We start from the raw sequence: 20842 nt of genomic DNA, 5'->3' as shown, positions 1-20842 counted from the left end.
AAAGTTATGAGCAAATTAAACCAATCTCAGATCCAGATGGCATTATTGTGCGGGCAAGCGTTGGTGTTTGATGAAATTGATTCGACAAACGAATATCTACTCAAACATTATCAAACCTTGCCGCAAGGATCGGCTTGTTTGGCGGAGCAACAAACCGCCGGCAGAGGCAGACGTGGGCGCACTTGGTATTCACCGCAAAGTGAAAATGTCTATTTTTCGATTTTATGGCATTACCCGACTGAAGACGCTGCGCATATTTCTTCGCTGAGTTTGGTGGTTTCACTGATTATTGCTGAAAGTTTGCAAGCGCAACAGGTTGAAAATATCCAAATCAAATGGCCGAATGATATTTATTATTGCGGCAAAAAAATGGGCGGGATTCTGATTGAAACTAAAGCGGATCGCAGTGGTATCCATTTAGTAATCGGCATCGGTTTGAATTTGGGAATGACCAAAGTGGATGAAAATATCGTGACCCAAGCGTGGTCTGATTTATCAGGTTATCAGTTTGATCGTAATGCACTGGTGTGTCGCCTCGCTTATGAATTGCAAAAAAATCTTAAAATTTATCCGCTTGTCGGCTTTGAACATTATGCCGAGCGTTGGCAAATGTTTGATATCTTTCGTGATCAGCCGGTAAAACTAGTTACGGAAGGCAGTGAAATTCACGGTATTTCACGAGGGATCAATCAACAAGGCGAATTATTGCTCGAACAAAACGGTACAATTACGCCGTTCGGTATCGGTGAAATGTCTTTAAGAGCGGAATAATACGCTTGCTTTCATAAGCTCTCTTTACTTTTATAAAGCAAAGAGAGCTTTTTCATTTCTGTGATCTGCACCACACTTTCACAAAAAATTTACATCTAATTATATCCTTATTAACAATTTTGATTTAAAATCTAAATGCTAATTATTTCTATTTTAATTAAAACAGTATAAGGAAGTATCTATGATTATTTCATCAGCCAATGACTATCGTGAAGCGGCGCGTCGCCGCGTTCCCCCGTTTATGTTTCATTATGCGGACGGCGGCTCATTCGCAGAACGTACGCTGGAACGTAATGTTACGGATCTTGCCGATCTCGCGTTACGTCAGCGTGTATTGAAAGATATGTCGAAGCTTGATACCGAAATCGAATTATTTGGTGAAAAGCTTGCAATGCCGGCGGTGCTTGCACCGGTAGGCGCTTGCGGTATGTATGCTCGCCGCGGTGAAGTACAGGCGGCACAAGCGGCGGAAAATAAAGGGATTCCGTTCACGCTTTCGACTGTCTCAATTTGTCCGATTGAAGAAGTGACTGCTTCTATTAAACGCCCGATGTGGTTCCAACTTTATGTGTTAAAAGACCGTGGTTTTATGAAACACGTATTAGAGCGTGCCAAAGCGGCCGGTTGTTCAACCTTAGTGTTTACTGTAGATATGCCGACACCGGGCGCACGTTATCGTGATCGCCATTCGGGTATGAGCGGCGATTACAAAGAAATCCGCCGTGCATTACAAGCAGTAACTCACCCGTTCTGGGCGTGGGATGTCGGTATTAAAGGTAAACCGCATACGCTCGGTAACGTTTCGGCTTATACCGGTAAAGCGGTGGGCTTAGATGATTATGTAGTGTGGTTAGGCGAGAACTTCGACCCGTCGATTTCGTGGAAAGATTTGGAATGGATTCGTGATTTCTGGGACGGTCCGATGGTGATCAAAGGCATTTTAGATCCGGAAGATGCGAAAGATGCGGTACGGTTCGGTGCGGACGGTATTGTAGTTTCAAATCACGGCGGTCGCCAGCTAGACGGGGCATTATCCAGCGCAAGAGCCTTACCTTCGATTGCGGATGCGGTGAAAGGAGATATTAAAATTCTTGCCGACTCAGGCATTCGTAACGGCTTAGATATTGTACGTATGCTCGCATTAGGTGCGGACGCTACTATGCTCGGACGTGCGTTTGTGTACGCTCTCGGCGCAGCAGGCAAAGCCGGTGTGGAAAATATGTTGGATATCTTCAAGAAAGAAATGCACGTGGCAATGACTCTTACCAGCAACCAGAAAATCAGCGACATCACCCGTGATGCGTTAGTGGATTTAAGTAAGCTGTAATATTGTTACTGATATAAATAAAGCGGTTAAATTTGCACATTCTTATGCAAAATTAACCGCTTGTTTCTTTATAAAACCCGTTAAATCATAAATTCAATCAATTCGTTTTGTACAAAGAAATTAAGTAATAACGGTTGGAAATAGACTTCATCGCCTACGCTAAATTGCTCTTGTCCAAATTGAGCATAACTGACGGATATTTCTATCGGTTCGTGATTTTTATGTAACACCTCTAAAAATACCGTAGGACCTGCGGTATGTACTCGAGAAATAACGCCTTTTAGCGAATTTTCTTTATGCGTTTTGCTAATGGCGATTTCGTGCGGTCGCACATACACCACCACATCATCGGCGGCATAGCATTGCTCAATTGGCTTGTTAAACGTATCAATATGTAATACACCGGCTAAAATATAACCGTGTAAAATATTCACATCCCCTAGAAAATTTGCTACAAACGCACTTTTGGGCTGTTTATAAACCTGTTCCGGCGTGCCGATTTGTTCAATTTGCCCTTTATTCATCAAAATAATCTTATCCGATACTTCCAATGCCTCATCTTGATCATGAGTGACAAAAATACTGGTGAGATTAATCTCATGATGAAAATCACGTAGCCAACGACGCAAATCTTTACGCACTTTCGCATCTAAAGCACCGAACGGTTCGTCTAACAATAACACTTTCGGTTCAGTCGCAATGGCTCTTGCCAAAGCAACTCGCTGACGCTGTCCGCCGGAAAGCTGATCGGGATAGCGCCCACCGATATGTTCCAGCTGAATTAACTCCAAGAGATTTTTAACTTTTGCTTGGATTTCAGCCTCCGACAAGCGTTCTTGTTTCGGCTTCATTCGCAAACCAAAGGCAATATTGTCGGCAATTGTCATATGACGAAACAAAGCGTAATGTTGAAACACAAAACCGATATCCCGTTCTTTTGCCGAAAGTTGGGTAACATCGCAATCATCAAACAAAATTTGACCGCTTGTTGCAGTTTCCAATCCGGCAATAATACGTAGTAAAGTAGTTTTCCCACAGCCTGAAGGCCCGAGTAAAGCGGTCAATTCGCCGTTTTGAATGGTAAAATCAATATTATTGAGTGCTTGGAATTGATTGAATGTTTTATTAATTTGTTTAACGCTAATTGCCATATCTGCCCCACTATCGTGCTAATTTCGCTTCCGTCCATTGACGAAGAAATAATAAAATTAAAGATAAACCGAGTAATAAAATCGCAACCGAAAATGCCGCCACGATATTGTATTCGTTGTATAAAATCTCAATTTGCAGCGGTAAGGTATTGGTTAATCCGCGAATATGCCCGGATACTACTGAAACCGCCCCAAATTCGCCTAATGCACGTGCGGTACAAAGCACCACGCCGTGTAATAACGCCCATTTGATATTCGGTAAAGTGACGTGATAGAAAATTTGCCAGCCGTTTGCACCTAATACTGCCGCCGCTTCTTCTTCGGTAGTGCCTTGTGCTTCCATAATTGGAATCAGTTCTCGCGCGACAAAAGGTACGGAGACAAATAAGGTAGCTAAAATAATGCCCGGAATCGCATAAACAATTTGAAAATCGACCGCTTGTAAGTGCGGATACAGCCAACTCTGTGCGCCGAATAACAACACGTAAATTAAGCCTGCCACCACCGGTGAAATCGAAAAAGGTAGATCAATGAGTGTTAATAAAAATTGTCTGCCTTTAAATTGATATTTAGTCACCGCCCAAGCGGCGGCAAGCCCGAAAATCACATTAAGCGGTACGGCAATAGCGGCGGCTAACAAGGTAAGTTTTAGGGCGGCAAGCGTATCTTGTTCGCAGATCGCCACAAGGAAAAAATCTATCCCCTTAGCCAAGCCTTGTGAAATAACAACTAATAACGGTAACAGTAAGAAAACAACGAATAAAATCATTGCTACGCTAATCAAGAGCGTTTCGGTAAGCGGTCGTTTTTTGAGTAAACTTTGCATATTCCTTCCCTTTTATTTTGCTGTTCGTTTAGCAAAGTAACGCTGAATCAGGTTGATCACAAAAATTAGTACAAATGAGATGATCAGCATTAATGCACCAATAGTTGCCGCACCGACATAATCGTATTGATCCAGTTTTGACATAATCACTAGCGGTAAAATTTCGGTTCTGAACGGCAAATTACCGGAAATAAATACCACCGAACCGTATTCGCCGATGCCGCGTGCAAATGCCAAGGTAAAACCGGTAATCCATGCCGGTAAAATTGCCGGAAAAATCACATAGCGAAAAGTTTGGAAAGTATTTGCACCCAAAATTGAGGCAGCTTCTTCCACATCTTTCGGTAAATCTTCCAGCACCGGTTGTAGCGTACGAACGACAAAAGGTAAGGTCACAAATAATAACGCTAAGGTAATACCTAATGAGCTATACGCAATTTTGGTTTCAAAAAATTGCCCGATAATACCGTTGCGAGCGTAAATCGCCGTAAGAGCAATACCTGCTACCGCTGTCGGCAAGGCAAACGGCATATCAATAAAGGTATCCATCAAACGCTTGCCCCAAAATTGATAGCGAACTAACACCCAAGCAAGCAATAAACCGATAAAACTATTGATGAGTGCGGCACTTAGTGCTGTTTTAAAAGATAAACCTAGTGCAAGTAACAACTGCTTACTGCTAATCAGTTTAAGAAATTGTTCGGCTGAAATTTGAGCGGAAAAGATAAATAGACCAGCTAACGGAATCAGTACGACAAGACTTAAGAAGGTCAGCGTGTAGCCTAACGAAAGATTAAAACCGGGAATAATTCGAGTTTGCTGCATAACATTTCCTTAGCCTATTTATTGATAAATTTTTTCTAAAATTTGATCGAAGATCGCACCGTCGTCGAAAAATTTCGGTTGAATCAATTCCCAACCGCCGCCAAAAACTTCGTGCATTTTTAACAGGGTCAAAGCAGGAAATTGTTGGCGAAATTCCGCTAAAATTTGACCGCTTGCAGGGCGATAATAATGTTTGGCAATCAGGCGTTGTGCCGCTTCGCTATATAAATATTGCAGATAAGCCTCCGCTTGTTTACGTGTACCTTTTTTATCCACCACTTTATCCACCACGGCAACCGGTGGCTCGGCAATAATCGAAACTTTTGGGGTGACTATTTCAAACTGATCACCGCCTTCTTCCTGTAAGGCGAGATAAGCCTCATTTTCCCAAGCAAGTAAGACATCGCCTAAACCTCGTTGGATAAAGCTCATCGTCGCCCCTCTCGCTCCGGTATCTAACACAGGCACTTGCTTATACAACTGGCTTACAAAATCCAATGCTTGCTGTTCCGTGCCAAAATGCTGTTTTGCATACGCCCAAGCCGCTAGAAAATTCCATCTTGCTCCGCCGGACGTTTTTGGGTTCGGGGTAATCACTTCAATACTCGGATCTCGTACTAAATCCTGCCAGTCGTATATCCGTTTAGGATTCCCTTTACGCACTAAAAACACAATGGTTGAGTGATACGGTAAGCTACGTTCAGCTAAACGTCGTTGCCAATTCGGATCAATAAGATCTTGATGTTTATTCAACGCATCAATATCGCCGGCTAATGCCAAGCTGACAACATCCGCTTGTAAGCCGTCAATCACCGCACGAGCTTGTTTGCCGGATCCGCCGTGTGATGTTTTTATCGTGATCTGCTCACCGCTTTGTTGTTGCCAATAGTCGGCAAACAGGCGGTTATATTGTTTGTAAAACTCACGGGTCGGATCATAAGAAACGTTTAATAACTCAACCGCATAAGCCTGTACTGATAACATTAAGCAAGCGGTTAAAAAATGGAATTTTTTTACAATCTTCATAATAAATCCTCATATTGGTTAAAAATCTAACCGCTCAAGTCACTTTAGCAAAGAACCGAAACTTTATTTATATAGCCATATGGAATAAAAATAGTAAAAAACATCACAAATTACTTGTTTTAAAACAAAAGACCTTAGATCAAGCCTCTAAAACTGCGATTTATTCCAAAAGACTATAATCTATATCCTGTTATTATTTTTCAGAATAACGAATTTCTCTTATAACTTAATAAAACAAATCGTGGCTTGTTTTAAGCGAGTGGGGGAAAAATGAATTACTTACCAATTTTTGTAGATTTAAAAAACCGACCGGTATTGGTTGTTGGCGGCGGACATATTGCCGTACGTAAAATTGATGCCTTATTAAAAGCCGGTGCATCAGTCAAAGTGGTTGCGGAAAAGCTCCATTCATCACTTCAATCATTAACAGATGAGGGAAAAGTGGAATGGATTGCGAAAACATTTGAAGCGAATCAAGTAACTAATAGCTATTTAGTGATTGCTGCAACCGATGATAATGCATTAAATCAACTTGTGTTTGAAACCGCTGAAAGCCAACAACGTTTAGTCAATGTGGTGGATGACCAACCTCGTTGTAGCTATATTTTTCCTTCAATTATCGACCGTTCTCCGGTGCAAATTGCGATTTCAAGCGGCGGTGCAGCACCGGTATTAATTCGTTTGTTACGTGAAAAACTAGAAGCATTAATTCCACATAATTTAGGTGCAATGGCAGATATTGCGACCCGTTGGCGTAGTGCAGTCAAAACCCAATTCCCACAATTAACCCAACGTCGCCGTTTCTGGGAAAAATTATTTACCCATCAAAGTTTTCAGCGTCTGACTGAAAATCATCAAATTGAACAAGCGGAAGCGTTAGTAGAAGCCGAATTACGCAACAATAATCCGGTTTTAGGCGAAGTTTCGTTAGTTGGAGCTGGACCGGGCGATGCCGGATTACTTACCTTAAAAGGCCTACAAACGATTCAACAGGCGGATGTGGTGTTATATGACGCTCTGGTTTCCGAGGCAATTTTAGAATTGGTTCGCCGTGATGCGGATAAAGTATTTGTCGGTAAACGTGCCGGTAAACACAGCGTTAAACAAGATGATACCAATCAGTTACTGGTGAAATATGCCAAACAAGGCAAACGTGTGGTGCGTTTGAAAGGTGGTGATCCGTTTGTGTTTGGGCGTGGCGGAGAAGAATTGGAAGTGCTTAAAGCAGAAAATATTCCGTTTAGTGTCGTGCCGGGCATTACTGCCGCATTAGGAGCAACCGCTTATGCAGGGATTCCGCTCACACATCGTGATTATGCACAGACCGCAATGTTTATTACCGGTCATTTGAAGCCGGACGGTAGTCAACTTAAATGGGAAACGATTGCTCAAGGCAACCAAACATTGGTGGTTTATATGGGGACGATTAAAGCTGCCGAGTTATCCACAGAATTACAAAAACACGGTAAACCGTCCGATACACCGGTGGCAATTATCAGTAACGGTACGTTGCCAAATCAGCAAGTACAAACCGGTGTGCTAAGCGAATTGGCAGAACTTGCCGAAAAAGCCCCGACACCGGCATTGATTGTGATTGGCGAAGTGGTGAAATTACAAAAAGAACTCGAATGGTTCGGCAAAGAAGCGGTGCAATTCGTTTCTACCCAAGAAACGCTATGGAAACACGCGGCATAACGGAGAGAATCATATGAATTTTTTTAATCCGACATTATGGGAAATCCCAACGCCGTCCGAAGCGGATTTTGCAAATCTTAGCCAAAAAGAAACCGCTTTATACGAGCGTATTCGGCAGATTAGCCAACAACATCACAATGTGAAATTCGCCAGCAGTTTAGCGGTGGAAGATATGCTGATTACCGATGTTATAGCCAAAAGCCAAGCAAACATTACCGTTTTTACTTTAGAAACAGGGCGTTTGAATTCGGAAACTTTAGCGCTGGTCGATAAGGTGAAAACGAATTACCCGGATTTAAATTTCCAACTTTATTATCCCGATACGCAAAAAGCGGCGGAATATGATCAGCAAAAAGGTAAATTCGCTTTTTACGAAAGTGTGGAATTACGCCGTGAATGTTGTTTTATCCGCAAAATCGAACCGCTTAATCGAGCCTTACAAGATGCGGATGCGTGGCTAACCGGGCAACGCCGAGAACAATCAGTCACTCGCACCGAACTTGCTTTGCACGAACAGGATATCGGCCGAGGCATTGATAAATATAACCCGATTTTTGATTGGTCCGAATTAGAGGTTTTGGCGTATATCTTAAAACATCAAATTCCTTATAACGAACTGTATAAACAAGGTTTCCCAAGTATTGGCTGCGAGCCTTGTACCCGTCCGGTAAAAGCCGGAGAAGATATCCGAGCCGGTCGTTGGTGGTGGGAAAACAAAGACAGTAAAGAGTGTGGATTACATAAATAAAAGGATCTGAAAATATGACAACACAAAATAATATTGAAAACGGGCATTTAGATTGGCTTGAGGCAGAATCAATTTACATTATTCGTGAAGTAGTAGCGGAATGTAGTAATCCGGCATTACTGTTTTCCGGCGGTAAAGACTCAGTAGTATTACTTGCTTTAGCTCGTAAAGCCTTTCAGTTGGAAGGTAGAGAACTCGTTTTACCCTTCCCATTAGTGCATATCGATACGGGACATAATTATCCCGAAGTGATTCAGTTCCGTGACGAACAAGTGAAAAAATTAAATGCGAAATTAGTCGTCGGTCACGTTGAAGATTCTATCGCTAAAGGTACGGTAGTGTTACGCAAAGAAAGCGATTCTCGTAATGCGGCACAAGCGGTCACTTTATTGGAAACGATTGAAGCAAACGGTTTTGATGCCTTAATGGGCGGCGCAAGACGAGATGAAGAAAAAGCCCGTGCCAAAGAACGGATTTTCTCGTTCCGTGATGAGTTTGGTCAATGGGATCCAAAGGCACAACGTCCGGAATTATGGTCGCTTTATAATGCTAAATTACATAAAGGCGAAAATATGCGTGTGTTCCCGATTTCAAACTGGACAGAACTCGATATTTGGCAATATATCGAACGAGAAAAACTCGAATTACCGTCGATTTATTATGCACATGAGCGTGAAGTAGTAGAACGCAACGGCTTACTCGTGCCGGTTACTCCACTAACGCCAAAACAAGCGAATGAAGAAAGTAAAATGGTATCTGTGCGTTTCCGTACCGTGGGCGATATTAGTTGCACCTGCCCTGTGGCAAGTACCGCTGCAACACCAGCAGATATTATTAAAGAAACTGCAGTCGCCGAGATCTCAGAACGATCCGCCACCCGAATGGATGACCGAGCCAGCGAAGCGGCAATGGAACAACGTAAAAAACAAGGTTACTTCTAAATACTCAATTTGCCCCAGCAGGGCAACACTATGCGTAACCTAGTACGGTTTTGCCGTGCTAGGAATAAAAGGATAATAAATTATGAGCAATTTAAACCAATATGCACCACTTCGTTTCATTACCGCCGGTAGCGTAGATGACGGTAAAAGTACATTAATCGGGCGTTTACTTTATGACAGCAAAGCGTTATTAAGCGACCAGTTATTAAGTTTAAATAAATCTAAAAATGCCGGTGAGGTCATTGATTTTTCGATTCTGACAGACGGCTTAGAAGCAGAACGTGAGCAAGGCATCACGATTGATGTGGCGTACCGTTATTTTTCTACCGCAAAACGCAAATTTATTATTGCCGACACACCGGGGCATGAACAATATACCCGTAATATGGTGACCGGTGCTTCAACTGCTAATGCTGCCGTAGTATTAATTGATGCTTCGCAATTGGATTTTAACCAAGCGGAACTGGAATTGTTACCGCAAACAAAACGCCATTCGGCAATCTTAAAACATTTAAATACGCCCTATATTTTAGTGGCGGTAAACAAAATGGATTTGCTGGATTTTGATGTTGAAAAATTTGAAGCAATTACGACCGCTTACCGCAAGTTAGCCGATCAACTTGGCATTCAACAGGTGCAGTTTGTACCGGTTTCTGCTTTGCAAGGCGACAATATCGTGCATAAAAGCGAACGTACGCCTTGGTATGACGGAGAGCCGTTACTCACCATTTTAGAAAACTTACCGAGCAACGAGAATTTATCGGAACAAACAGAAGATTTTCATTTTCCGGTGCAGCTAGTCAGCCGTTTAGATCAAGACAAAGCGGACGATTTCCGAGGTTATCAAGGCAGAATTGAGGCAGGTTCGGTGAGTGTTGGCGATACGATTCGAATTGAACCGAACGGCTACACCTCGACCGTATCGGAAATTATTAGCCCGAATGGTATCGTGCAAAAAGCGGTAGCCGGTGAGCAAGTAACGATTCGTTTGGCGGATGATATTGATATTTCGCGCGGCGATACTTTTGTTGCACAACATTCGCCTGTAACGGCAACCAAGCGCTTAACTGCCACTGTATGTTGGTTTGACCAACGTGCGTTAAATCCGGCACGTAAATATTTACTGAAACACACCACGCAAACCGTGTTTGCTAAAGTTACCGCAGTTGATCACGTGCTTGATGTAAAAACCTTGAGCAATTCCAGCGAAGCGGACAGCTTGAAATTAAACGATATTGGTGAGTTACAACTCAGCTTACAAAAGCCGATTACTGCGACCACTTATGCAGAAAATGTGGCGACCGGATCATTTATTTTAATTGATGAAGCGACTTATCACACGGTAGCGGCAGGGATGATTCTTGCCACCGAATAAGGTTCACCTTAAGAACAAGCGGTCTAAATTTGCTAAAAGTTTGCAAATTTAGACCGCTTTTTTATGCTTGTAAACGACATAAATACATAGCAAAATCTTTATTAATATTCCTAAAATGAATAAGAATCTCAAGTTTTATCTTAGCTAACCATAAATTCTTTTATAAATTGCAATCTAACCGCTCATTTAACATTTTATATTCCATTCCGCTCTAAACTATTCCCTGTTAGTATTTTTAAGAATAATAAAATCCCTTTATAAATATACTATTGAACTATTTTTTAAACGTGGGGATTTTATATGAGCGTTGAAAATAAAGGGGAATTACCTTTATCCGCTGAAACCGTACAAGTTTTAGCAAATTTAGATCATTTACAACTGGCGTGGTTGTCCGGCTATGCGTGGGCAAAAGCACAAGGCACAACTTACATTGGTGAAAATTTTGCAAAAAATTTGTCAAATTTGACCGCTTTAGTGTCGGCAGAACCGCTTAAAGTGGCTGTTCTTTCCGCTTCTCAAACAGGCAATGCGAAATCCGTTGCCGATAAACTTGCCGAACGCTTAACCGCTGAAGGGGTAAATGTGACTCGTGCCTCATTAAAGGACTACAAGGCGAAAAATATTGCCGATGAGAAGCTCGTATTATTAGTCACCTCAACACAAGGTGAAGGCGAAGCGCCGGAAGAAGGCGTGTTGCTATTAAAACTACTCAATGGTAAAAAAGCACCGAAATTAGACCGCTTGCAATTTGCCGTATTAGGTTTAGGCGATTCTTCTTATCCGAATTTCTGCCAAGCCGGCAAAGACTTTGATCAGCGTTTTTATGATTTAGGTGCAACACGCTTATTCGATCGTGTGGATGCCGATTTAGACTTCCAAGCGACCGCCGAACAGTGGATCAATGAGATTGTCGAAATCATTAAAGCCAAAAACAACGAAGGTGTAACGACTAATTTAACATCAACAACATCTCAAGGCTCCATAGTAACCAATCAATCAAAATACAATAAAGCAAATCCATTTCCGGCAACGCTCATAACCAATCAACGTATCACGGCAAAAGATGCGGAAAAAGATGTTCGCCATTTGGAATTTGATTTAAGCGGTTCCGGTTTAAGTTACCAATCCGGCGATGTTCTGGGTGTTTACTTTGAAAATGATCCGGTGTTAGTCAATGAAATCCTAACCGCTCTCGGCTTATCCGCAGAAGAACAAGTGACTCTGCAAGATCAAACGCTACCGTTATCTACTGCTTTACAAACGCAATTTGAATTAACGCAAAACACAGCGGCTTTCGTCAAACATTATGCGGCTCTCGCTAATCATACCGAACTCAATGCGATTATAGCGGACAGCGAACAATTGCAAAATTTTGTGCAAAATACACCGCTTGTCGATGTACTTAATCGTTATCCGGCAATACTTTCTGCTGAGCAATTTATTGCTTTACTGCGCCCGATTACCCCTCGCCTATATTCGATTTCTTCCGCACAAGCTGAAGTCGGTGAAGAAGTACATCTCAGCGTTGGCGTTGTTCGCTATGAATATAATGGCAAAGCACGTGCCGGCGGTGCATCAAGTTATTTAGCCGATCGTGTGGAAGAAGACGGACAAGTGCGAATTTTTGTTGAACATAACGACAATTTCAAATTACCGCAAGATTCCTCAAAACCAATCATTATGATCGGTTCCGGTACCGGTATTGCACCGTTCAGATCTTTTGTGCAACAACGTGCTGCTGATGAAGCGGAAGGTAAAAACTGGTTGATTTTCGGTAATCAACATTTCGCCTCCGATTTCCTCTATCAAACTGAATGGCAACAATTTGCTAAAGACGGCTTCCTGCATAAATACAGTTTTGCATGGTCACGAGATCAGGAGCAAAAAATTTATGTACAAGACAAAATCCGTGAAGAAGCCGAGACATTATGGCAATGGCTACAGCAAGGGGCTTATCTCTATGTGTGCGGCGATGCAAGCCGTATGGCGAAGGATGTAAATCAAGCGTTATTAGATGTGATTGCACAGCAAGGCAATCTGAATACGGATGAAGCGGAAGAATACTTAGATAACTTACGTGAAGAAAAACGTTATCAACGTGATGTTTATTAAAAATTAGTGGAATTTAGGAGTGAGAAAATGAGTGATAAAAAAACCAAAGGCTTAGAGTGGCAAGAAAAACCATTGTCTGACAACGAGCGTTTAAAAACCGACAGTAATTTCTTACGTGGCACGATTTTAGAGGATTTAAAAGACGGCTTAACCGGCGGTTTCAAAGGCGATAATTTCCAACTGATTCGCTTTCACGGTATGTATGAACAAGATGACCGTGATATTCGTGCCGAGCGTTTAGAAGAAAAACTCGAGCCGTTAAAATTTATGTTACTACGCTGCCGCTTACCCGGCGGTATTATCAAACCTTATCAATGGATTGAGATTGATAAATTCGCTCGCGAACACACCCGCTACCAATCCATTCGCTTGACCAATCGCCAAACATTCCAATATCACGGCGTACCAAAAGGCAAATTACAGCCGATGCACCGTTTGTTACACAGCATCGGTTTGGATTCAATTGCGACCGCTGCCGATATGAACCGTAACGTACTTTGTACTTCAAATCCGATTGAAAGCGAATTACATCAACAAGCTTATGAGTTTGCGAAAAAGATTTCGGAACACCTCTTGCCTCGTTCTCGTGGCTATTTAGATGTTTGGGTCGATGGTAAAAAGGTCGAAAGCTCGGACGATTTACTTAAAATCGAAGATGAACCGATTCTCGGTAAAACCTTCCTACCGCGTAAATTCAAAACCGCTGTTGCTATTCCACCGCTGAACGATGTGGATGTGTATGCCAACGATTTAAACTTTATTGCGATTCAAGATGAAAACGGACAGCTATGTGGCTTTAATGTATTAGTCGGCGGAGGATTATCCTTCGAACATGGTAATACTAAAACTTACCCGAATGTAGCTTATTCACTCGGCTTTGTTCCGTTGGAACACACGCTTGCCGCTGCAGAAGGCGTGGTAAAAACCCAACGAGACTTCGGTAACCGCTCCGACCGTAAAAATGCACGTGTGCGTTATACCGTACAAAATATGACACTTGATGGCTTTAGAGCGGAAGTAGAGCGTTGTATGAATATCAAATTCGAACCGACACGTCCGTATGAATTTACTGAACGTGGAGACCGTATAGGCTGGGTTAAAGGTATCGACAATAACTGGCATTTAACCTTGTTTATCGAAAGTGGTCGTATTACCGACCGAGCGGACAAACCTTTAATGACAGGCGTGTTAGAACTCGCTAAAGTACATAAAGGTGATTTTCGTATCACGGCTAATCAAAATTTGATCGTGGCAAACGTTGCGGAACAAGATAAAGCACAAATTGAAGCAATTGCTCGCCAATACGGATTAATCCAAGAAATCTCAAAATTACGTGAAAACGCAATGTCTTGCGTATCCTTACCAACTTGCCCACTTGCAATGGCGGAAGCAGAACGCGTATTACCGGATTTTATTACTGAGCTTGATAAAGTTCTGAGTAAACACCATGTTGCCGATGAAAGTATTATTACTCGTATCACCGGCTGCCCAAATGGCTGTGGACGAGCAATGCTGGCGGAAATCGGCTTAGTCGGCAAAGCGATTGGACGTTATAACCTACATATCGGCGGCGATCGTGCAGGTTTACGTATTCCTCGCTTATATAAAGAAAATATTACTTTACCGGAAATCGTCAATGAAATTGACCAATTGGTCGCCCGTTGGGCAACCGAACGTCAAACCAATGAAGCTTTCGGCGATTTTGTCATTCGCTCTAATATCATTGCCCCGGTTGTCAATACTCACATTGATTTCTGGGATGCAACGAAAATTATTCCAACAAAACAACAATAATCTAAAGCTAGTGGCATAACAAGCCACCTTGCGGTCAATCTGTAAAGTAGGGCAGATTGACCGCTTTTTTATTTTAACGTTTATTCTAATATCCCATCGATTTTCACAGCCGGCAAGCAACGATTTATAAGCACAATTATAGTGAATAGCTAACGGCTACAATATCTATAATCTCCGAATACAATTTAAAATGATTTAATTGATTTAAGTAATAGTAATTACCAAATTGATAATTATATTTCCGATGTAAAGGCAACCAAGTATGCCGAAACAGCATATTTAAAATATCTTAGTTTCCTAAATCCCCACCTTGGCAATTATACTGTTCGATGCATTCCATTAACTTCTGCTGTAAGTCAGGAATTTCTCGGCATTTTTATTATTTGATAACAATATGCCTGAATTAAAGAAAGTAAGGATATCTGTCTAATATCGAATACTTAAAGTAACAGTTACTCAAAATATAATCTTCAACAGTATATGGAATCGTTTTTCCCAACAAGCGGTCAAATATCCCTTATTTGTTGCAAGCCCAATAAAAAATCATACACATATGTATAAAACAGTTCGGGCTAAATCGAGGAATAAATAACGAGAGAATAAAGAAAAAAGGCAGAAAGAAATGAACCAATAAAAGGAATGAAACAATGAAAAAATAAAGTCTCGGAAAAGCAAAAACCCTGTAGTTATCTCTAACCACAGGGTTTCTTTTCGCTCTCGCGCTAATTTCAATCTGGCGATGCCCTACTCTCACATGGGGAAACCCCACACTACCATCGGCGTTACTGCGTTTTACTTCTGAGTTCGGAATGGAGTCAGGTAGAGCCACAGCACTCTGGTCGCCAGAATATTCTGTTGATGTCTTTTGTCTTCTTTATCTGTCTTTTTCTTTGTTCTTTATTTGTCTTTTTATTGACATCTTAAATTCGAAACAAGCTGTTCACTGATTTTTTAGTCTTTCGTTCTTTGTTTAGTTTCTTAACTTCACGCCCAAAAACACTTGAGCGTTGTATAGTTAAGCCTCTCGGGCAATTAGTATGTGTTAGCTCAACGTATCACTACGCTTACACACCACACCTATCTACGTCGTAGTCTCCAACAACCCTTACAGTCTTATAGACTGGGAGAACTCATCTTGAGGCAAGTTTCGTGCTTAGATGCTTTCAGCACTTATCTCTTCCGCATGTAGCTACCCAGCAATGCCTCTGGCGAGACAACTGGAACACCAGTGATGCGTCCACTCCGGTCCTCTCGTACTAGGAGCAGCCCCTCTCAATTCTCCAACGCCCACGGCAGATAGGGACCGAACTGTCTCACGACGTTCTAAACCCAGCTCGCGTACCACTTTAAATGGCGAACAGCCATACCCTTGGGACCTACTTCAGCCCCAGGATGTGATGAGCCGACATCGAGGTGCCAAACACCGCCGTCGATATGAACTCTTGGGCGGTATCAGCCTGTTATCCCCGGAGTACCTTTTATCCGTTGAGCGATGGCCCTTCCATTCAGAACCACCGGATCACTATGACCTGCTTTCGCACCTGCTCGACTTGTCTGTCTCGCAGTTAAGCTTGCTTATACCATTGCACTAACCTCACGATGTCCGACCGTGATTAGCAAACCTTCGTGCTCCTCCGTTACGCTTTGGGAGGAGACCGCCCCAGTCAAACTACCCACCAGACACTGTCCGAGACCGCGTTCCGCAATCTTCGTTAGAACATCAAACGTTAAAGGGTGGTATTTCAAGGACGCCTCCACAATCACTGGCGTGACTGCTTCAAAGGCTCCCACCTATCCTACACATCAAAATTCAATGTTCAGTGTCAAGCTATAGTAAAGGTTCACGGGGTCTTTCCGTCTAGCCGCGGGTACACCGCATCTTCACGGCGATTTCAATTTCACTGAGTCTCGGGTGGAGACAGCCTGGCCATCATTATGCCATTCGTGCAGGTCGGAACTTACCCGACAAGGAATTTCGCTACCTTAGGACCGTTATAGTTACGGCCGCCGTTTACTGGGGCTTCGATCAGGAGCTTCTCTTGCGATAACACCATCAATTAACCTTCCAGCACCGGGCAGGCATCACACCCTATACGTCCACTTTCGTGTTTGCAGAGTGCTGTGTTTTTAATAAACAGTTGCAGCCAGCTGGTATCTTCGACCGGTTCAACCTTCGTGAGTAAATCACTACAATCTACGCCGGCGCACCTTCTCCCGAAGTTACGGTGCTATTTTGCCTAGTTCCTTCACCCGAGTTCTCTCAAGCGCCTGAGTATTCTCTACCTGACCACCTGTGTCGGTTTATAGTACGGTTTAGATAAACCTGAAGCTTAGTGGCTTTTCCTGGAAGCGTGGTATCGGTAACTTCATCTCCGTAGAGACTCGTCATCACTTCTCGGTGTTATGTACATCCGGATTTGCCTAAATGTACCACCTACCGGCTTAAACAGACATCCAACAGTCTGATTACCTAACCTTCTCCGTCCCCACATCGCAGTTTATCCAAGTACGGGAATATTAACCCGTTTCCCATCGACTACGCTTTTCAGCCTCGCCTTAGGGGCCGACTCACCCTGCCCCGATTAACGTTGGACAGGAACCCTTGGTCTTCCGGCGAACGAGTTTTTCACTCGTTTTGTCGTTACTTATGTCAGCATTCGCACTTCTGATACGTCCACCAAACTTCTCAATTCAGCTTCATCCGCTTACAGAACGCTCCCCTACCCAACAATGTTTCCATTGATGCCGCAGCTTCGGTGACTAGTTTTAGCCCCGTTACATCTTCCGCGCAGGCCGACTCGACTAGTGAGCTATTACGCTTTCTTTAAATGGTGGCTGCTTCTAAGCCAACATCCTAGCTGTCTAAGCCTTCCCACTTCGTTTCCCACTTAACTAGTACTTTGGGACCTTAGCTGGCGGTCTGGGTTGTTTCCCTCTCCACGACGGACGTTAGCACCCGCCGTGTGTCTCCTGAGTATCACTCTTCGGTATTCGCAGTTTGCATCGGGTTGGTAATCCGGGATGGACCCCTAGCCGAAACAGTGCTCTACCCCCGAAGGTGTCCGCTCAAGGCTCTACCTAAATAGATTTCGGGGAGAACCAGCTATCTCCCGGTTTGATTGGCCTTTCACCCCCAGCCACAAGTCATCCGCTAATTTTTCAACATTAGTCGGTTCGGTCCTCCAATTAGTGTTACCCAATCTTCAACCTGCCCATGGCTAGATCACCGGGTTTCGGGTCTATACCTTGCAACTCTTCGCCCAGTTAAGACTCGGTTTCCCTTCGGCTCCCTTATTCAGTTAACCTCGCTACAAAATATAAGTCGCTGACCCATTATACAAAAGGTACGCAGTCACAAGATTTCTCTCGCTCCCACTGCTTGTACGTACACGGTTTCAGGTTCTATTTCACTCCCCTCACTGGGGTTCTTTTCGCCTTTCCTTCACAGTACTGGTTCACTATCGGTCAATCAGGAGTATTTAGCCTTGGAGGATGGTCCCCCCTTCTTCAAACAGGATTTCTCGTGTCCCGCCCTACTTATCGTTAGCTTAGTACCATCGTAATGTTTTCGGATACGGGATTATCACCCTCTACGATTGAGCTTCCCAGCTCATTCTCCTAACAAAACGATTATCACTAACAGGCTCTTCCGCTTTCGCTCGCCGCTACTTACAGAATCTCGGTTGATTTCTTTTCCTCGGGGTACTTAGATGTTTCAGTTCTCCCGGTTTGCCTTATTAAGCTATGGATTCACTTAATAATACTAGATTCTTCATCTAGTGGGTTTCCCCATTCGGATATCTTGGATTAAACGCTTCTTATCAACTCATCCAAGCTTTTCGCAGATTAGCACGTCCTTCTTCGCCTCTGATTGCCAAGGCATCCACCGTGTACGCTTAGTCACTTAACTATACAACCTCAAATGTTCTTGTTCTTTCAAACTTTTACATTTAACGTGTTGATTAATTCAACTAAACACTTGACTGCTTTTGTTCAGTCAAGATTTTTTTACTACTCAGACTTTCAATCTATTCGTTAGCACTTTCGCTTTAACGAACTTGAAAAATCTCTCAGTTTTTCAGCTTGTTTCCAATTTTTTAAAGAACAATTCAGACAACAAAAGTCATCTTTAAATGGCGTCCCCACGGGGATTCGAACCCCGGTTACCGCCGTGAAAGGGCGATGTCCTAGGCCTCTAGACGATGGGGACAACATTTAAAGATGCTCTCCACTTTGCCATTTGAGCGCAATATTTTACGTTAAATACCGTTATCTTTCAATAACTTTTCATCTCATCTAACCTAAACGCTCATTCATTCATCAAACAATCTGTGTGAGCACTCGCTGTCGCTTAATTCTTGGTAAGGAGGTGATCCAACCGCAGGTTCCCCTACGGTTACCTTGTTACGACTTCACCCCAGTCATGAATCATACCGTGGTAAACGCCCCCCTTGCGGTTAAGCTATCTACTTCTGGTACAACCCACTCCCATGGTGTGACGGGCGGTGTGTACAAGGCCCGGGAACGTATTCACCGCAACATTCTGATTTGCGATTACTAGCGATTCCGACTTCATGGAGTCGAGTTGCAGACTCCAATCCGGACTTAGACGTACTTTGTGAGATTTGCTCCATGTCGCCATATTGCTTCCCTCTGTATACGCCATTGTAGCACGTGTGTAGCCCTACTCGTAAGGGCCATGATGACTTGACGTCATCCCCACCTTCCTCCAGTTTATCACTGGCAGTCTCCTTTGAGTTCCCGGCCGAACCGCTGGCAACAAAGGATAAGGGTTGCGCTCGTTGCGGGACTTAACCCAACATTTCACAACACGAGCTGACGACAGCCATGCAGCACCTGTCTCAGAGCTCCCGAAGGCACTCCCGTATCTCTACAGGATTCTCTGGATGTCAAGAGTAGGTAAGGTTCTTCGCGTTGCATCGAATTAAACCACATGCTCCACCGCTTGTGCGGGCCCCCGTCAATTCATTTGAGTTTTAACCTTGCGGCCGTACTCCCCAGGCGGTCGATTTATCACGTTAGCTTCGGGCACCAGTCTCAAAGACCAATCCCCAAATCGACAGCGTTTACAGCGTGGACTACCAGGGTATCTAATCCTGTTTGCTCCCCACGCTTTCGCACATGAGCGTCAGTACATTCCCAAGGGGCTGCCTTCGCCTTCGGTATTCCTCCACATCTCTACGCATTTCACCGCTACACGTGGAATTCTACCCCTCCCTAAAGTACTCTAGTTGACCAGTATGAAATGCAATTCCCAGGTTAAGCCCGGGGCTTTCACATCTCACTTAATCAACCGCCTGCGTGCCCTTTACGCCCAGTTATTCCGATTAACGCTCGCACCCTCCGTATTACCGCGGCTGCTGGCACGGAGTTAGCCGGTGCTTCTTCTGTGACTAACGTCAATTGAATGTTCTATTAAAACATCCACCTTCCTCATCACCGAAAGAACTTTACAACCCGAAGGCCTTCTTCATTCACGCGGCATGGCTGCATCAGGGTTCCCCCCATTGTGCAATATTCCCCACTGCTGCCTCCCGTAGGAGTCTGGACCGTGTCTCAGTTCCAGTGTGGCTGGTCATCCTCTCAGACCAGCTAGAGATCGTCGGCTTGGTAGGCCTTTACCCCACCAACTACCTAATCCCACTTGGGCTCATCTCATGGCATGTGGCCCGAAGGTCCCACACTTTAATCCTAAGATATTACGCGGTATTAGCTACAGTTTCCCGTAGTTATCCCCCTCCATAAGCCAGATTCCCAAGCATTACTCACCCGTCCGCCACTCGTCACCCAAGAAGCAAGCTCCTTTGTGCTACCGTTCGACTTGCATGTGTTAAGCCTGCCGCCAGCGTTCAATCTGAGCCATGATCAAACTCTTCAATTCAAAAAGTTTAATCGCTCAATATACTGCTTAGCTAAGTTCACTTCCCTTACCTAACCAAGTTAAGTAAAAAGAAAAATATGAATTTCTAGTTTAAGCACCTATTAAGACTTCAAGTTTTAAATAATTTTTTAAAATCAAGTCAATCAACAAGTGCCCACACAGATTGTCTGATATATTGTTAAAGAGCAAAAAAGAACGACGCACTGCATTTACTTCTCGTTCACAACAGCGCGTCGTTGTGTGAGGTGCATTATAGAGAAATTCACATTCCTTGCAAGTACTTTTTTCATATTTTTTATCAAATGTTGTGTTTTTCACCACTTTCATGTAATCAAAAAACAATAACATA

Annotated in this window: 12 protein-coding genes, 1 tRNA gene and 3 rRNA genes; 8 read left to right on the top strand and 8 right to left on the bottom strand. The window is 43.4% G+C overall.

Annotated elements, in window-relative coordinates:
• The first annotated feature begins 6 nt into the window (after nucleotides 1–6).
• A complete protein-coding gene (locus NYR63_RS10275) occupies nucleotides 7–771 on the top strand; it encodes a biotin--[acetyl-CoA-carboxylase] ligase (RefSeq protein WP_279457412.1) in 765 nt (254 codons plus the stop codon).
• 181 nt (nucleotides 772–952) lie between these two features.
• Nucleotides 953–2098: an FMN-dependent L-lactate dehydrogenase LldD gene (lldD, locus tag NYR63_RS10270; protein WP_279457411.1), complete on the top strand. Its 1146-nt coding sequence runs from the start codon at nucleotides 953–955 to the stop codon at nucleotides 2096–2098.
• Nucleotides 2099–2178: 80 nt separating this feature from the next.
• Here the strand turns inward: lldD and NYR63_RS10265 are convergent, their stop codons facing one another.
• From NYR63_RS10265 to NYR63_RS10250, 4 genes are read right to left on the bottom strand one after another with little or no spacing between them, the layout of a single operon-like run.
• Nucleotides 2179–3249 (bottom strand): sulfate/molybdate ABC transporter ATP-binding protein, encoded by a 1071-nt coding sequence (locus NYR63_RS10265; RefSeq protein ID WP_279457410.1) that lies wholly within the window; start codon nucleotides 3247–3249, stop codon nucleotides 2179–2181.
• Between the two features lie 10 nt (nucleotides 3250–3259).
• On the bottom strand, nucleotides 3260–4075 hold the full coding sequence (gene cysW, locus NYR63_RS10260; RefSeq protein ID WP_279457409.1) for a sulfate ABC transporter permease subunit CysW: 816 nt from the start codon (nucleotides 4073–4075) through the stop codon (nucleotides 3260–3262).
• A gap of 12 nt (nucleotides 4076–4087) precedes the next feature.
• Nucleotides 4088–4900: a sulfate ABC transporter permease subunit CysT gene (cysT, locus tag NYR63_RS10255; RefSeq protein WP_279457408.1), complete on the bottom strand. Its 813-nt coding sequence runs from the start codon at nucleotides 4898–4900 to the stop codon at nucleotides 4088–4090.
• Nucleotides 4901–4918: 18 nt separating this feature from the next.
• Entirely contained in the window at nucleotides 4919–5926 is a 1008-nt protein-coding gene (locus NYR63_RS10250; protein ID WP_279457407.1) for a sulfate ABC transporter substrate-binding protein, read from the bottom strand.
• A 270-nt stretch (nucleotides 5927–6196) separates the two neighbouring features.
• On the opposite strand from NYR63_RS10250, the gene cysG reads away from it, so the two are divergent.
• From cysG to cysI, 6 genes are all read left to right on the top strand, one after another.
• Nucleotides 6197–7621: a siroheme synthase CysG gene (gene cysG / locus NYR63_RS10245; RefSeq protein ID WP_279457406.1), complete on the top strand. Its 1425-nt coding sequence runs from the start codon at nucleotides 6197–6199 to the stop codon at nucleotides 7619–7621.
• Between the two features lie 13 nt (nucleotides 7622–7634).
• Nucleotides 7635–8369 (top strand): phosphoadenylyl-sulfate reductase, encoded by a 735-nt coding sequence (locus NYR63_RS10240; protein WP_279457405.1) that lies wholly within the window; start codon nucleotides 7635–7637, stop codon nucleotides 8367–8369.
• A 14-nt stretch (nucleotides 8370–8383) separates the two neighbouring features.
• The gene (gene cysD, locus NYR63_RS10235) at nucleotides 8384–9310 is read left to right on the top strand and encodes a sulfate adenylyltransferase subunit CysD (protein ID WP_279457404.1); all 927 of its coding nucleotides are present in this window, start codon (nucleotides 8384–8386) and stop codon (nucleotides 9308–9310) included.
• Between the two features lie 82 nt (nucleotides 9311–9392).
• On the top strand, nucleotides 9393–10685 hold the full coding sequence (locus tag NYR63_RS10230; RefSeq protein ID WP_279457403.1) for a sulfate adenylyltransferase subunit 1: 1293 nt from the start codon (nucleotides 9393–9395) through the stop codon (nucleotides 10683–10685).
• Nucleotides 10686–10985: 300 nt separating this feature from the next.
• On the top strand, nucleotides 10986–12797 hold the full coding sequence (locus NYR63_RS10225; RefSeq protein WP_279457402.1) for an assimilatory sulfite reductase (NADPH) flavoprotein subunit: 1812 nt from the start codon (nucleotides 10986–10988) through the stop codon (nucleotides 12795–12797).
• 27 nt (nucleotides 12798–12824) lie between these two features.
• A complete protein-coding gene (gene cysI / locus NYR63_RS10220; RefSeq protein WP_279457400.1) occupies nucleotides 12825–14591 on the top strand; it encodes an assimilatory sulfite reductase (NADPH) hemoprotein subunit in 1767 nt (588 codons plus the stop codon).
• 731 nt (nucleotides 14592–15322) lie between these two features.
• Here the strand turns inward: cysI and rrf are convergent.
• The 4 genes from rrf to NYR63_RS10200 form a co-directional block, all read right to left on the bottom strand.
• Nucleotides 15323–15438, bottom strand: a 5S ribosomal RNA gene (rrf, locus tag NYR63_RS10215).
• Nucleotides 15439–15602: 164 nt separating this feature from the next.
• A 23S ribosomal RNA gene (locus NYR63_RS10210) occupies nucleotides 15603–18501 on the bottom strand.
• Nucleotides 18502–18725: 224 nt separating this feature from the next.
• A tRNA-Glu gene (locus NYR63_RS10205) sits at nucleotides 18726–18801 on the bottom strand.
• Nucleotides 18802–18953: 152 nt separating this feature from the next.
• Nucleotides 18954–20493: ribosomal RNA gene (locus NYR63_RS10200) — 16S ribosomal RNA — on the bottom strand.
• Together the 16S, 23S and 5S rRNA genes with 1 tRNA gene alongside form the textbook arrangement of a ribosomal RNA operon.
• Between the last annotated feature and the right edge of the window lie 349 nt (nucleotides 20494–20842).

This window comes from Actinobacillus genomosp. 1 (assembly GCF_029774175.1).
Lineage (GTDB): Bacteria > Pseudomonadota > Gammaproteobacteria > Enterobacterales > Pasteurellaceae > Actinobacillus.
Note: the sequence above shows the minus strand (reverse complement) of the source record. Positions and strands in the feature narration are given on the sequence as shown.

Bases quoted from the DNA above. Each gene is read 5' to 3' on its own strand.
- cysW (WP_279457409.1), bottom strand. From the start codon at position 4,075: ATGCAAAGTTTACTCAAAAAACGACCGCTTACCGAAACGCTCTTGATT.
- NYR63_RS10275 (WP_279457412.1), top strand. From the start codon at position 7: ATGAGCAAATTAAACCAATCTCAGATCCAGATGGCATTATTGTGCGGG.
- cysI (WP_279457400.1), top strand. From the start codon at position 12,825: ATGAGTGATAAAAAAACCAAAGGCTTAGAGTGGCAAGAAAAACCATTG.
- NYR63_RS10230 (WP_279457403.1), top strand. From the start codon at position 9,393: ATGAGCAATTTAAACCAATATGCACCACTTCGTTTCATTACCGCCGGT.
- lldD (WP_279457411.1), top strand. From the start codon at position 953: ATGATTATTTCATCAGCCAATGACTATCGTGAAGCGGCGCGTCGCCGC.
- NYR63_RS10250 (WP_279457407.1), bottom strand. From the start codon at position 5,926: ATGAAGATTGTAAAAAAATTCCATTTTTTAACCGCTTGCTTAATGTTA.
- cysG (WP_279457406.1), top strand. From the start codon at position 6,197: ATGAATTACTTACCAATTTTTGTAGATTTAAAAAACCGACCGGTATTG.
- NYR63_RS10225 (WP_279457402.1), top strand. From the start codon at position 10,986: ATGAGCGTTGAAAATAAAGGGGAATTACCTTTATCCGCTGAAACCGTA.
- cysT (WP_279457408.1), bottom strand. From the start codon at position 4,900: ATGCAGCAAACTCGAATTATTCCCGGTTTTAATCTTTCGTTAGGCTAC.
- NYR63_RS10265 (WP_279457410.1), bottom strand. From the start codon at position 3,249: ATGGCAATTAGCGTTAAACAAATTAATAAAACATTCAATCAATTCCAA.
- NYR63_RS10240 (WP_279457405.1), top strand. From the start codon at position 7,635: ATGAATTTTTTTAATCCGACATTATGGGAAATCCCAACGCCGTCCGAA.
- cysD (WP_279457404.1), top strand. From the start codon at position 8,384: ATGACAACACAAAATAATATTGAAAACGGGCATTTAGATTGGCTTGAG.